The organism is Pseudomonas sp. PDM28, assembly GCF_019219115.1.
Lineage (GTDB): Bacteria > Pseudomonadota > Gammaproteobacteria > Pseudomonadales > Pseudomonadaceae > Aquipseudomonas > Aquipseudomonas laurylsulfatiphila.
In genome coordinates, this window is record NZ_JAHUWG010000010.1 from 186845 (window position 1) to 200977 (window position 14133).

General features: G+C 57.7%; 11 protein-coding genes and 2 pseudogenes. 6 read left to right on the top strand and 7 right to left on the bottom strand.

All coding sequences use genetic code 11. The features are described from left to right. Positions 1 to 77 precede the first annotated feature (77 nt). Both msrA and KW841_RS29805 read left to right on the top strand, forming a co-directional pair. Entirely contained in the window at positions 78 to 584 is a 507-nt protein-coding gene (gene msrA, locus KW841_RS22930) for a peptide-methionine (S)-S-oxide reductase MsrA (protein WP_218479886.1), read from the top strand. A 186-nt stretch (positions 585 to 770) separates the two neighbouring features. After that, positions 771 to 920: pseudogene (locus KW841_RS29805) on the top strand (hypothetical protein); the annotation flags it as partial. Positions 921 to 1005: 85 nt separating this feature from the next. On the opposite strand, the gene KW841_RS22935 reads toward KW841_RS29805, so the two are convergent. Then, positions 1006 to 1860, bottom strand: a complete 855-nt coding sequence (locus KW841_RS22935) for an SDR family oxidoreductase (RefSeq protein ID WP_218479887.1) — start codon at positions 1858 to 1860, stop codon at positions 1006 to 1008. Between the two features lie 86 nt (positions 1861 to 1946). On the opposite strand from KW841_RS22935, the gene KW841_RS22940 reads away from it, so the two are divergent. After that, on the top strand, positions 1947 to 2354 hold the full coding sequence (locus KW841_RS22940) for a helix-turn-helix domain-containing protein (protein WP_218479888.1): 408 nt from the start codon (positions 1947 to 1949) through the stop codon (positions 2352 to 2354). Positions 2355 to 2463: 109 nt separating this feature from the next. Here the strand turns inward: KW841_RS22940 and KW841_RS29810 are convergent. The 3 genes and pseudogenes from KW841_RS29810 to KW841_RS22950 all read right to left on the bottom strand — a co-directional run. Further along, positions 2464 to 2661 (bottom strand): annotated as a pseudogene (locus KW841_RS29810) (hypothetical protein); the annotation flags it as partial. Positions 2662 to 2688: 27 nt separating this feature from the next. Further along, positions 2689 to 5778, bottom strand: a complete 3090-nt coding sequence (locus KW841_RS22945; RefSeq protein WP_218479889.1) for an efflux RND transporter permease subunit — start codon at positions 5776 to 5778, stop codon at positions 2689 to 2691. Beyond that, positions 5775 to 6884 carry an efflux RND transporter periplasmic adaptor subunit gene (locus KW841_RS22950; RefSeq protein WP_218479890.1) on the bottom strand — a complete coding sequence of 370 codons (1110 nt, stop codon included), beginning with the start codon at positions 6882 to 6884 and terminating at the stop codon, positions 5775 to 5777. Before KW841_RS22950 ends, KW841_RS22945 begins: the two co-directional genes overlap by 4 nt. A 171-nt stretch (positions 6885 to 7055) precedes the next feature. On the opposite strand from KW841_RS22950, the gene KW841_RS22955 reads away from it, so the two are divergent. After that, on the top strand, positions 7056 to 8516 hold the full coding sequence (locus KW841_RS22955; protein WP_218479891.1) for an efflux transporter outer membrane subunit: 1461 nt from the start codon (positions 7056 to 7058) through the stop codon (positions 8514 to 8516). A gap of 135 nt (positions 8517 to 8651) precedes the next feature. Here KW841_RS22955 and KW841_RS22960 read toward each other — a convergent pair whose 3' ends face one another. The 3 genes from KW841_RS22960 to KW841_RS22970 all read right to left on the bottom strand — a co-directional run bounded on the left by KW841_RS22960 (position 8652) and on the right by KW841_RS22970 (position 11781). Beyond that, positions 8652 to 9923, bottom strand: a complete 1272-nt coding sequence (locus KW841_RS22960; protein ID WP_218479892.1) for an OmpP1/FadL family transporter — start codon at positions 9921 to 9923, stop codon at positions 8652 to 8654. A 197-nt stretch (positions 9924 to 10120) separates the two neighbouring features. Continuing rightward, positions 10121 to 10747 carry a TetR/AcrR family transcriptional regulator gene (locus tag KW841_RS22965; RefSeq protein WP_218479893.1) on the bottom strand — a complete coding sequence of 209 codons (627 nt, stop codon included), beginning with the start codon at positions 10745 to 10747 and terminating at the stop codon, positions 10121 to 10123. Between the two features lie 119 nt (positions 10748 to 10866). Next, the gene (locus KW841_RS22970) at positions 10867 to 11781 is read right to left on the bottom strand and encodes a LysR substrate-binding domain-containing protein (protein ID WP_218479894.1); all 915 of its coding nucleotides are present in this window, start codon (positions 11779 to 11781) and stop codon (positions 10867 to 10869) included. Positions 11782 to 11979: 198 nt separating this feature from the next. On the opposite strand from KW841_RS22970, the gene KW841_RS22975 reads away from it, so the two are divergent. Beyond that, on the top strand, positions 11980 to 12729 hold the full coding sequence (locus KW841_RS22975) for an SDR family NAD(P)-dependent oxidoreductase (protein WP_218479895.1): 750 nt from the start codon (positions 11980 to 11982) through the stop codon (positions 12727 to 12729). A gap of 101 nt (positions 12730 to 12830) precedes the next feature. Beyond that, a complete protein-coding gene (locus KW841_RS22980) occupies positions 12831 to 14129 on the top strand; it encodes an MFS transporter (protein WP_218479896.1) in 1299 nt (432 codons plus the stop codon). The last annotated feature ends 4 nt before the right edge of the window (positions 14130 to 14133 follow it).

Below are 14133 nucleotides of genomic sequence, written 5' to 3' on the forward strand. Positions count from 1 at the left end.
GCGCGAAACCTTGGAATTGGCCAACACGCCCTCATAACAGTGGCTATACACAACGTCCCCGAGAGGAAGGACAGACCATGACCAGACAAACCGAAACTGCCATTCTCGCCGGCGGCTGCTTCTGGGGCATGCAGGATCTGCTGCGGCGCTATCCCGGTGTGCTGCACACGCGGGTCGGTTATACCGGCGGCGATGTGCCGAATGCCACCTATCGCAACCATGGCAACCACGCCGAAGCCATCGAGATCGTCTTCGACCCTGCCGTGATCAGCTACCGGCAGATCCTTGAGTTCTTCTTCCAGATACACGACCCCAGCACGCCCAACCGTCAGGGTAATGACCAGGGCCCCAGCTATCGTTCGGCGATCTACTACCTCGATGAACAGCAACGCGACATTGCCGAGGACACCGCTGCCGACGTCGATGCTTCACACCTTTGGCCAGGCCGAGTAGTCACCGAAATAGAACCGGCCGGGCCTTTTTGGGAAGCGGAACCAGAGCACCAGGATTACCTCGAACGCATACCGAATGGCTACACATGCCACTTCATCCGCCCGAACTGGAAGCTCCCCAAGCGCGCCTGAAAGTCGAGTTCATGAGGCGCAGAGGAGACCGATTCTGACCGCTAGCTGCCTTTCGCGAAGGGCAGCTTTGGATTGGCTCCTGACTTCAAAACCATCGCCGGCTTTCGCAAAGACAACGGCAAAGCCATTCGCAGCGTCTGTCGTCAGTTCGTAGTGCTTTGTCGCAACCTCAATCTTTTCTCTGCGATGAGGGTTCGCCGACAGACAGTTGAGCAACCTTACGGACCACTCAAATATTGGATGGGAGCCACCCAATTCCTGACTAAAACTCTGCCAAGGGTAAGTACCGAGATGAGCCTTCATGTGCTCGCCTATTTTTCGAGGGTGGCTATTTAGCTGCCTCGCTACTTATTGAGCGTGGGCAGCTTTACTCGATGCGGCTTGAACGCATCAAGCAAAGCTGTTGCAGGTTAAAACGATATTAGTGCTTAAGCGCCGCGCTGACGGATTGAGCAATCGGCGTCGTTGGACGGCCCAACAACTGACTCAGTTGGCGAGAGTCATCAAACAGATCACCTTTAGCTGCGGCGGCATCAGAATCAGCGAGCAGCACGGCGAACCCCTCTGGTAGGCCCATTCCAATAAGTGCCGCTTTGTATTGCTCTTGTGGAAGATCGTTGTAAACGACGGTTTTACCGGATTGTTTGCCTACTTCCACGGCCAGTTCTGATAACGAGTAACTCTCATCACCTGCCAACTCGTATACCTTGCCTGCCTGACCTTCACCGGTCAGCACTACGGCTGCTGCGTCAGCATAATCTTCTCGGGCTGCGGAGGAGATTCGGCCTAGTTGCGCACTACCCAGAATAGATCCGTGCTCGACAGCCGGCGGCACGCTGGCTGTGTAGTTCTCGCTGTACCAACCATTACGCAGCAGTACGTAATTCAACCCGGATTCTGCGAGAGCCTGCTCTGTATCCCGGTGCTCGACTGCCAGGCCCAGTGTCGAGCTGTCTGCATGCAGCAGGCTCGTGTACGCCAGAAGTTGTACGCCCGAAGATTTGGCCGCCTCAATGACGGCACGATGCTGTGCCTTACGCTGACCGACTTCGCTTGACGAAATCAGCAGTAGTCGCTGAATACCGACAAGGGCGCTACGGAGGGTTTCAGGCTGGTTGTAATCTGCTTTGCGAACGACAACGCCTTTGGTACTGAGATCCCGATCTTTGAGTGGATCGCGTACCAACGCGACGATTTCGCGTGGGTTGACGGTTTTAAGCAGCGCATCGATAACAAGTCGACCCAATTGGCCGGTAGCACCTGTGACGGCAATCATAAGAAGTACCTTGATTCTAAATGAAGGAGTGGTCATCCTACGGCCAAGGCTAACTAATAGTAAGTACGTACAAAAAGGTAAGTGCCGTGAACACCCAGGATGATATCCCTCGCCCTTTTTCCGAAAAAATACGTCGCGGCGAACTTATGCAAGCTGATTGCCCTTCCCGGGAGGTCCTCAAACATATGACCAGCCGCTGGGGGGTTCTGGTGCTGGTTGTTCTCTTGGGGGGCACGCATCGCTTTAGTGAACTACGTCGAAAAATCGGTGGAGTAAGCGAGAAAATGCTTTCGCAGACACTCCAGGGGCTGGAGAGCGATGGGCTTGTCCATCGGCTCTCCCGACCGATTGTCCCCCCCTATGTGGAGTACACGTTGACGCCCCTGGGGAACGCTGCAGCGACCAAGGTTGAGGCAATGGTCGACTGGATTGAAGATAATCTGCACGAGATTATGCAGTTCAGGAGAGAAAACGCGGTTGCAGAAAGGATCTGAGTTGACCATGGTGCTCAATCATGGGTGCGACAAAACCCTGGCTATTCAGGGCTTTGTCGTTTCTGAAGTTTGCGTTTTCTACTCAGTCTTTTTTGGATCCTTTGCGCATCTATTCAATCGTTTGCGCAACGCCAGACCTCCGATACCAACTCCTCCCACCAAATCCGAACCCATTCGAAAGCACATGCGTTAGTGCCATCTTCCGGGGCTTCAGGGCGACCAGGTCGAGCCCGGTTGCCGCGTCATCGGGATTCACAAGAATAAGCGTTGGGGGCACGACCTGATCGCGAAGCGCCAATACGGTGAAGCCCTCTCTTTAAGTAGATCCGAGCGCTTAGGTCACTTCTGCTGTTTCAGTTTGCCTCTGACTGACATGACTGATCTTGAACCAGATGGAATACATCGCCGGCAGGAATACCAGTGTCACGATGGTTCCGACGAACGTACCTCCGATCAGTGTGTAGGCCAGGGTTCCCCAGAAGACGGAGTGCGTCAGCGGAATGAACGCCAGGATGGCCGCCAGCGCTGTGAGCAGCACCGGGCGAGCGCGCTGTACTGTGGCTTCGATCACTGCATGGAACGGATCCAGTCCCTCTTGTGCATTGTGATGGATTTGCCCAATCAGAATCAGCGTATTACGCATCAGAATGCCCGACAGGGCGATCAGCCCCACCAACGCATTGATACCAAACGGCTGCTGGAAGACCAGCAGTGTCGGGACCACACCAATCAGCCCGAGTGGCGAGGTGAGGAACACCATGATCATCGCCGAGACCGAACGCACCTGCAGGATGATGATCAGCAGCGTGACGGCAATCATGATCGGCAACAGCGGCAGTATCGCCTGACCGGCCTTGCCCGACTCCTCGATAGCCCCCGACTGCTCGATACGATAGCCATCCGGCAACTTGCCGATCACCGGTTGCAGTTCCTTCATGATCACGCTTGAGACGTCCGGTGGCTGCAAGCCTTCGGCAATGTCGCCACGTACAGTAATGGTCGGCGTGCGGTCACGACGCCGAAGGACAGGATCCTCCATGCGCACGTCCACTGCCCCTACCTGGGACAGCGGAATCCGCTGGCCCGCCGTGCCCACTAGCGTAAAGCCTTCTATTTTTGCAGGGTCGAGCCGGATATCGCCCGCAGCACGTCCGATCACTTGCACCGAACGAATGCCTTCACGAACGGCCGTGATCGGCACCCCCGCCAGCAGGAACTGCAACTGCTGTGCGACAGCACTGGAGGTCAGCCCCACCGCCTGCAAGCGGTCCTGATCCAGGGTGAAATGCAGCGTTGGTGTCAGCGGCCCCCAGTCAGTGTTGACGGTTCGCATCAAGGGGCTCGCCTGCATCACTGCCTGTACCTGAGCGGCGATCTCGCGCAATGTCGACGGGTCAGTCCCCATCACTCGATAGGCGACAGGAAAAGGTGAATATGGACCAAATACCAACTGCGTAACCCTGACACGCGCTTGCGGGGCAAGCCCTTCAGCGACGGCCTCGCGAATACGGAACTTGAGGGCCTCCCGTGCCTCCTGACTCTTCGTCAACACCACAATCTTGGCGAATGACGGATCAGGGAGCTCCGGCGCCATGGCCAGGTAGAAACGCGGCGCACCTTGTCCGATATAGGCCGTGACGATTTTTGCTTCATCCTGCTTTTGCAGCCAGGCCTCAACTTTGGCGGTGGTGAGGCTGGTCTGTTCGATTGAGGTTCCATAGGGCATTTGCACTTCGACCAACACTTCAGGTCGATCCGAGGTGGGGAAGAACTGCTTCTTGACCAGGCTCATGCCGACAATCGCCAGGACAAACGTTGCGATAACAGTACCGGCCACCAGCCATTTGTGGGCGATGACGCGCGTCAAAATCCGGCGGAAACGGTTGTAGTTGGCGGTGTTGTAAATGGCCGCCTGCCCCCCTTCGACCTTTTCGATCTTCGGCAACATCTTCACACCCAGATAGGGGGTAAAGGCCACCGCAACCACCCATGAGGCAATCAGGGCAATGCCCACGATCCAGAACATGTTGCTGGTGTACTCGCCGGCTGTCGACTGTGCGAAGCCGTTGGGCAAAAAGCCGATAGCGGTCACCAGGGTGCCGGAAAGCATCGGTGCGGCCGTATGACTCCAGGCATAGGCGGACGCTTTGATGCGGTCGTAGCCTTCCTCCATTTTCACCACCATCATCTCGATCGCAATGATGGCGTCGTCCACCAGCAGCCCCAGTGCCAGAATCAGCGACCCGAGGGTAATACGGTCAAAGTTCTTGCCCGTGGCCGCCATCACCACAAACACCACGGCCAGGGTCAGCGGCACCGCCGCCGCCACGACAATACCGACATGCCAGCCCATGCTGAGAAAGCACACCAGCATCACAACCAGCAAGGCGACGAAGAACTTGATCATGAATTCGTCGACGGCCGAACTGATATTCACAGACTGATCGGTGACCTTGGTAAGCGTCATGCCCAGCGGCATGCCTTCATTGATCCTGGTCGTCTCCACGTCCAGTGCCTTGCCCAGATCAAGACCGTTCCAGCCCTCGCGCATCACGACACCCAGTAACAGCGCTTCCTCACCGTTATTACGCACCAGGAAGGTCGCCGGATCTTCGTAACCACGCTCGACCGTCGCCACGTCCGAGAGCTTCAAGGTTCGCCCCTGAATCGCAAGCGGTGTGTCACGAATTTTCTGCATCTTGTCGAAGGCACCGTCAAGACGAAGGAAGACTTCCGGCCCCTTGGTTTCAATGGAGCCGGCTGGCGTGAGCACGTTCTGATTATTCAGCGCGGCAAAAATATCCTGGGGGGACACACCCAGCGTGGCCAACCGATCATGGGAGAAGGAGACAAAGATGCGTTCGCTCTGCTCACCAATGATGTTGACCTTTTTCACACCCGGCACATGCAACAGGCGCTGGCGCAGCGATTCCGCATCACGTACCAGCAATCGCTGCGGCTCGCCTTTGGCTTTCAAGGCAAAAAGCGCAAAGGTCACATCTGAAAACTCGTCGTTGACCATCGGGCCAATCACACCCGCCGGAAGTTTGATCGCCTCATCGTCGAGCTTTTTGCGTGCCTGATAGAACTCCTCCTGCACTTGGGAGGGCGGAGTGCGATCGAGCAGTGTCACCACGGTGAAGGCGAGACCCGGACGGGTGTAGGTTTCCGTGCGGTCGTACCATTTCAATTCTTGCAGGCGTTTTTCCAGTGGCTCGGCGACCTGGTCCTGCATCTCCTGCGCCGTAGCGCCCGGCCACGCCGTGATGACCGTCAGCTGCTTGACCGTAAACGGCGGGTCTTCCGCACGCCCCAGTTGGAAAAACGCCAGGATCCCTGCGACACCGATCAGGAAGATCAGGAACACCGTGATCGAACGCTCGCGAACGGCGAGCGCCGAAAGATTGAAGCGCCCCTGGCTCATGGATGGCTCCCGGCAACTTCGACGTCACCCTGTCGAGCCAGCGTCACCTCTTCACCCTCACGCAGCAGATGTGCACCTAACGCGACAACTTGCTCACCGACCTTGAGATCACCTGCAACTCGCGCTGCATCATCGTCCACGCTCAAAATACGCACAGGTCTCCAAGTCACCTTCGCGGGGTTGCCCGCAACAATCCAGACGCCGGCACCTTTGCCCGGGTCATGGACAGCAGCCAGCGGCACTTGTAACACCTGACCATTTGCGCTGCCTTCGGCGATCCGCAGAGTGACAGTGGAACCTAACGGCGCATTGGCCAGCGCGCCCTCGAGCACATACCGCGCCTCAAAGGTGCGCGTCATGCGATCGGCCGAATCGGAAAGCAACCTCAGCCTGGCTGTCACTGCATCCGTGGCGTTGCCATAAAGCGTTGCCTGCGCGGTGGAACCTGCCGCCGGACGCAGCGTTTCGGGCAAGTGCACAATGGCTTCGCGCTGCCCTGCTCGCGCCAGTCGAACCACAGGCTGCCCCGGGCTGACGACTTGTCCTGGCTCGGCAAGCGTCTCCACCACTACTGCGTCGGAATCAGCAAACAACACGGCATAACCCGACTCATTGCGAGCGACGTCCGCCTGCGCTTGCGCCGCACTGAGCTGTGCTTTTGCGGTATCAGCCGCAGCTTTGACCTGATCGTATGCCGAGGCAGAGATGGCTCCGGCGGCGACCAGGTCGCGATATCGAGCCTCGTCATCCGCTGTTTGTCTGGCTCGCGCCCGAGCGGCCATGACCGACTCTTGCTGTGCCCGCGCCTGCAACCCGAGATCGATCGGGTCGAGGCGCATGAGCGGCTGCCCCCGCTTGACCGTCTGGCCAGTGTCAACCAGGCGCTCAAGTATCTTGCCCGAGACCCGAAAGCCCAGGTCAGCCTGAACGCGGGCGACCACGATGCCAGTGAAAGATCGTGAAGCCTCGGACGCCCCCTGAACCGCAGCGGACCTCACCAAAGGTGCATGCGTGCGTGGATCATCAACGACGGATGAGTCGCCACACGCCGTCAAGACGAGAGGCAACAGACAAACGGCAATCGGGACAGGTAGAAGCCGGCGCATGGGTTCCCTTACTCAGCAATAGGACATGTCCAGTATTTTCGGCGCAGTGACCATACCTGTCAATGGTCACAAAATAACTGACAACGATCGAGAAACAATAGACCTCACTGATTGACAGAATGTGACCTTTATTTAATATGGTCACAAGCAATCCTCATTGAAGGACCCCAAATGCCTCCTCTACACCCTATCGCTCTTTTGGTGACCGCCAGTTTGATGGCCGGCTGTGCGGTCGGTCCGGACTATCAACGACCGAGCCTCCCTCTTTCCGATCGTTATCTGGGTCAACCAGCTGTCGAGCACAGGCCTGCAACCGTGCCGACCAGTCTCGTGAGCTGGTGGGATAGTTTTGGAGATCCCGTGCTGACCGACTTCGTCTCCAAGGCTCTTGAACAGAACCTGGATCTGGCGCAAGCGGCAGCGCGAGTCACACAGACACGGGCAGGATTGAGTGCCGCAAATGCCGCCTTGTTGCCCTCGGGGAGCATCGATGGCCAGGCCGCGCGCTCCTACCAATCAATCGAGACGCCACTCGGCCAGGTTTTGAACTCGATGCCTGGCTATGATCGGTACGGAAGTTCTTACGAGCTCAATCTCAATGCTGGCTGGGAGATAGATGTCTTTGGCGGCCTGAGACGCGGACGCGAAGCCGCACTCGCCGAGTACCAGGCCTCCGAGGCAGGCGCGACCGCCACGCGATTGGCGGTTGCAGCACAGACGGCCGATATCTACATCACTATCCGAGGATTGCAGGCCCGGCTGGACATTGCCAAGCGACAAGTCAAAACCCGGCAGGGACTGCTGGAGAAAGTCCGCTTGCTCTACGGCAAGGGCCTCGCCGCCAACTACCAGGTTCAGCAGACTGAGGGAGAGTTAGCGCAAGTCCAGGCGACAGTACCAGTGCTCCAGACTGGCCTGGATGCTGCCATGAATGCACTGGATGTCATGCTCGGCACACCGCCCGGCACTCACCGCACGCAACTGGCAGATACGGGGAGCATTCCTCTTGTGCCGCAGATCAAGGTCTGGGGAACACCGGCCGATCTGCTGCGCCGCAGGCCAGATCTGATCGTGGCTGAACGCCGCTTGGCAGCCTCGAATGCGCGCATCGGCGTGGCGATTGCCGAGTACTACCCGAAATTCTCGCTCAGCGCATTGCTGGGTAGTGCCACAGCTGTATCCGGCGGCAACCTTTTCACTGGCGGCGCCAATCAGTCGGCGGGTGTACTGGGGCTGCGCTGGAGGCTTTTTGACTTTGGCCGCATAAACGCTCAAATCGATCAAGCCAAGGGACAAGAAGCCGAAGTGCTGGCCGCTTACCGCCAGTCGGTTTTACGCGCCACTGAGGATGTCGAGAATGCCTTCTCCGCTCTGGTGAATCGCGACACTCAGGCAACCACTCTCGCTGGAGGCGAGGCCTCTCTGACACAGGCTCGCCAATCGTCGTTCATTGCCTACGAAAAAGGCACAGCCAGTCTGATTGATGTTCTGCACGCCGACGAAACGATGCTGCAGGCCTCCGATGCCCGAGCGCAGGCACGGACGGAATCGGCACGGGCCGCGGTTGCGGCATTCAAGGCGCTCGGAGGCGGCTGGCAACCTCCTGAAACCTTGCCTGTTGCATCGCGATGAAGCTCGCCAGAGGTGCACTGTCCAGGCTTCAAACTTTCTCTCTGAGAAATGGCCTGATAAACAAGTCCTTGAGCGTCTGGACTCGGGAGGCAGCACGCACTCCCGACCCGACATTTGTGATGTAACAACGCTCAGCTAGAAACGGTAGCTGACAGAAGTACCGAGCCCGCTCGCACTGTTCTTGTATTTGGCACTGTATGCACCTCTCGTTGCCGAGGTGTCATTGACCTCTACGCGCTCCTCCCAAAGGTAGGAATAAGCGAGGTCGATCGTGACATTTTCCACGGGCGTCCAGCCGGCACCGAAGCTGACAACCTTTCGGTCGCCCGTAGGAATCCGGGGCCCGCGATTGGTGTTGTTGGTGGGTGACTGATCAACCGAAAACCCGCCACGAAGCACCCATTGATTATTCAATTGATAGGCCGCACCAATAGCGTGAGCCCACGTGTCATGCCAGTTCTGTTCTTCGGTAATAGTCCCCAATTGGCCGCTCAGCAAAGGCGGCAAGCCGCTGTTCTCAATCGTCAGCTCCTTGAAGCGGCTCCAGCGCGTCCAGGTACTGCCCACATAGAGCGTCCAGTCGTTATTGAGTTGGTGCGTCACCGAAAAGTCCACCGACTCCGGCGTGTCCACATCCAGCGATGCGTCATAACTACGGCCGCTGACACCCAGCAAGCTGAAGATGCCATCGGTGACCTTGGTTTTGGCATCCAGGTGGTAACTGACCTTGGAGTGATAGGTCAGCCCCAGGCGGGTCTGATCTGTCGCCTGCACCAGCACACCGGCGTTGAATCCAAGTGCGGTGTCATCGCCAGTGCTTTTGAGCTTCCCGTCATTACGTCCCGGGCTTAGTGGATTGGGCACCATCCCCGATATCTCACCGCCGATACGGTTAATGGTCGGACCGAATCCGATCGAAATATTTTCGTTAAAGGCGTAGCTGATGGTCGGTTGGAAAGTCAGTGTGGTGACTTCGCTCTTGTTGGCGTAATAGCGTCCGGCAAAACCACTGCCGTAGTCGGTGATCAACCCAAAAGGCACATAAAACCCGACGCCGAATGCCCAATGGTCATCGATGGGTTTGACGTAATACCCCATTGGTACGGTAGTCGTGGGCACCATGTCGCCCTCTTCCGTCCCTCCAAACGTACTGCGAGTCTGGCTGATATCAGATTTGGCGAACAGCGTGGCCGCCCCCACGTTGGCCTGCTCTCGTTTAAGCCGCGCCATGCCCGCCGGATTGCCGAAGAGGGTACTGGCGTCTTGCGCAGATGAAGATCGACCGGCAAAACCGGATCCCATCCCGCTGATGCTTTGTTCGTTGAGCGCGAAGCCACCGGCAAGCACATTGGAGGACGCAAGCACGACTGCCAGGCCAACGGGGCTCTTGAGTTTTATTTTTTTCATTGTCTGGACTCTATGGGTGTCACTGAAAGAGAACATCGAGAACTACAGCGCCCCATATTATCCTTGTGACCATTTCGGTCAATAGTCACTAACGGCAAAAATTGAACGTCTTCCCGGCACTCATGTACCGGGAACAGAAAACGCAATGAAGGGGATGTCGCCTGACGCAAATCACCAATATTTTGATCAGTGAAGCGTCAAGGCATGAGGCTGCGCAAGATGAGGTTGGTGGTCAGCGTGGGCGCTTCTTCAATAAAGTCCAGATTGTGTTGCAGCAGCAGAGGGTTGACGAAAGGTCGCAGCGCCAGATTGATCGACTCTACGGTTTCGTCCAGCGGGGTTTTGCGCTCGAACTCTCCAATTTCTCGCCCTTGACGCACGATCTCAAAGATAAAGCGCTTGATCTGTGCTTCATAAACCTGGGCACTGTTCCAGCCCTCCGAAGCGGAAAATGCCGCGATGTCGTAGAGCTTGCGATCATTGAAGAAGAGGTCCACACCCGTGGCAATGACGGTTTTTACCAGTCTGCGGAAACGCTCGGTTGGTGAAATCGCGTCTGCATTAACAGCCTGTTCGACTGCCGCAACAATCTGCCCCAAACAGTTTGAGCAGATCGCTTCGCCGATCGCCTGCTTGGAATCAAAGAATTTATAGATGTACGCTTTGGAAAAACCGATGGCCTTCGCCAGGTCGGAAACCGTGGTTTTACCGTAGCCATACTGACTGAAGTGCTCATTGGCAGCAGCGACAATCTGGTCTCGAATGTCGTGCTCCGCTGGGCCACGAGTGCTCGGCGAGGAGGTAGGTATTGATGGCTGATTCATGACAGCAGCTTACTCATCCTATCGTAGACTGACAACTCGTGACTCCACAGGAATATGGTCACAATACCGCCGCCTAACGTTTTTTAGAAGTGGGCGTGCAGGGCGTCATGACATCAGGGTCAGTAATTGAGGTCATGCCCTAATTCATTCTGCATCCATTCCAGAAATCTTCTCACCCTGGGAAAATTTGCATGGGCTCTGGGGAAAACCAGGTGGTGTGCAGTGATTGGGGCGCTCAACTCAGGCGCTACCTCGACCAGCTCGCCACGCGCCAGATAGTCCTGCGCAAGCAGCGTGCTTTCCAATGCAAATCCTAGACCGTGGCTGGCCGCCTCCAATGTCATGTAGGAGCGGTCAAAGCTGAGTGTGTAGGGTCTTTCAGGTCGCGACAGACCATGTTGAGCAAACAGCTGCGGCCACTTGATCAACGTGGCCTCCGACAGGATCAGATTGCAGTCCAGTAAATCCGCGACCGCCCGGATGGGGCGTTTTTCCAGCAGCTTCGGGGACGCCAGCACGGCAATCTTTTCATTGCGGATCGTCCGTACTTCGTAGCTGGGCCAATTGGGCATGCCGTGGCGGATGTCCACATCGATCTTGTCGCGACTGAAGTGCAGCGACTCGTAGGAGCACGAGAGGTTGAGCTGGATATCGGGATGACTCTGGCGAAATTGCTCCAGGCGCGGCATCAGCCACAACAAGCCGAAACTGGGCGACGAGTGCAGTCGCAGGCAATCGAGGCTGACATCGCTGGTGGCGCGCTCTGTCGCCACCGCCAGACTGTGCAGGATGCCGGAAACCTCAGTGAGGTACTGCTCGCCGACTGGCGTCAATGTCACGCCCCTGGCCGTTCTGAGAAACAGCTGCCGCCCGATCATTGCCTCGAGTTTGGCCAACTGGTGACTGACTGCCGAGGGCGTCAGGTCGAGCAGTTCGGCGGCGCGGGCGACGTTGCCGAAGCGTGCCGTCTGTTCGAAGGCCTGAATGGCTTTCAGTGGTGGAAGGATCGGAGGTGCATCGCCAGGTGAACTCATGATTATTGTTTTTCCGCTGCAAGTGGCTTGGGCCGGGCGTTCAGCTATTCAAACATTGGAAGAGTTGGTTGGCGAGTGCTGAATTTTTTTCAGCATCGAGTGACATTCGCGTTATTGCTCAGGGTCCGCCTGGAGAACAAGCTGAGTCATCGGTTCTTCGTGGATCGACCCAATAAAAACAATCAGAGGTACTCTTCCATGCTTCTCAAAGGCAAAGTCGCGATCATCACCGGTGCAGCCTCCGCACGTGGCATTGGCCGCGCAACAGCGACCACCTTCGCGCAACAAGGCGCTAGCGTCGTGATACTCGACCTGGATGAATCCGCTGCACGGGATGCTGCGGCCTCCCTGGGTGAGGGGCATCTGGGCCTCGCCGCCAACGTTGCTGACGAATCGCAGGTTCAACGGGCTGTCGCCACCATCATCGAACGCTTCGGCCGCATTGACATTCTGGTCAATAACGCCGGCATCACCCAGCCCCTCAAGACCCTGGATATCCGCCCCTCCGATTACGACAAGGTGCTGGACGTCAGCCTGCGCGGCACCCTGCTGATGTCACAGGCGGTGATTCCGATGATGCGCCAGCAGTCGGGCGGCAGCATCGTGTGCATGTCGTCGGTCTCCGCTCAACGCGGCGGCGGCATTTTCGGTGGCCCGCATTACAGTGCCGCCAAGGCCGGCGTGCTGGGCCTGGCCAAGGCCATGGCGCGGGAACTGGGGCCGGACAAGGTTCGCGTCAACTCCATCGCCCCCGGTTTGATCCACACCGACATCACCGGTGGCCTGATGCAGGACGAACGCCGTCACGCGATCATCGACGGCATCCCGTTGGGCCGTCTGGGTGAGGCCCAGGATGTCGCCAACGCCGCCTTGTTCCTGGCCAGCGACCTATCCTCTTACCTGACCGGCATCACGTTGGATGTGAACGGCGGCATGCTGATTCACTGAAATACACCTGAGCGGGCCTGTGCGGCCCGTGCGGCTCTGGATCGACGATGCAGCCGGGCTTGATTGCCTGGCGGTCAATAAAAACAAGAGATCAGACCATCATGACTACCCTGTCGCTCGAAGCGGTTTCGACCGTGCGCTCCAACGCCTACCGTAAAACCGCGTGGCGCCTGATGCCCTTTCTGATGCTGTGCTACCTGTGTGCCTATCTGGATCGGGTCAACGTCGGTTTTGCCAAACTGCAAATGATGAACGATCTGGCCCTCAGCGAAACGGTTTACGGACTGGGCGCGGGCATGTTCTTCATCGGCTATTTCCTCTGCGAAGTTCCCAGCAACATCATCCTGCACAAGGTCGGTGCGCGGGTCTGGATCGCCCGCATCATGATCACCTGGGGCATCGTCTCCGCCCTGTTCGCCTTCGTCGAAACCGCGTGGCAATTCTATGCCTTGCGCTTTCTGCTTGGCATTGCTGAAGCAGGCCTGGCACCGGGGCTGTTGCTGTATCTGACCTACTGGTTTCCGTCCTATCGGCGTGCGCGCATGACCGTGTTGTGGTTTATCGCCATTCCGCTGTCGGGGATGGTCGGTGGCCCGATCTCCGGCTGGATCATGAATCACTTCGCCGGCATGCATGGCTGGGCCGGCTGGCAGTGGATGTTCGTGCTCGAAGCTGTGCCCACCGTTCTTATCGGCTTGCTGGTACTGAGCTATCTCAAGGATGGCGTACACCAGGCCACCTGGCTCGATGACGACGAAAAAGCACTGATCCGCCGCGAGCTGGCCGAGGATGACCAGCAGAAAATCACCCATGCGTCGGTGGGCGAGTTTATTCGCGACCGTCGTCTGTGGTTGCTCGCAGGCATCTACTTCTGCGTTGTAATGGGCCAGTACGCGATCACCTTCTGGCTACCGACACTGGTACGCAATGCCGGGGTTTCCGATCCGCTGCACATCGGTTTCCTGACCAGCCTGCCCTACCTCTGCGCCATCGTGGCAATGCTGCTGGTCGGTCGCAGTGGCGACAAACACCGCGAGCGACGCTGGCACCTGATCGCCCCGATGATTGCCGGCGCACTCGGCCTGGCCCTCGCCGCATTGCTGGGCGGCAATATCGTCCTGTCCATCCTGAGCCTGTGCCTGGCCGCGTCCGGAATCCTGTCCGCGACGTCGCTGTTCTGGATGCTGCCCACCACATTGCTCGGGGGCGTTTCCGCCGCCGCGGGCATTGCGGCAATCAACAGCTTCGCCAACCTCGCCGGGTTCTGCTCGCCTTACCTGATCGGCTGGATCACTACACAGACCGGTTCCAGCGCTATCGGCATGTACCTGATCACCGGCGTACTGGTGTTCGGCGCCACGCTGGTGCTGCGCATTCCCGCCGCCTCGGTCAATCGTTGATTTA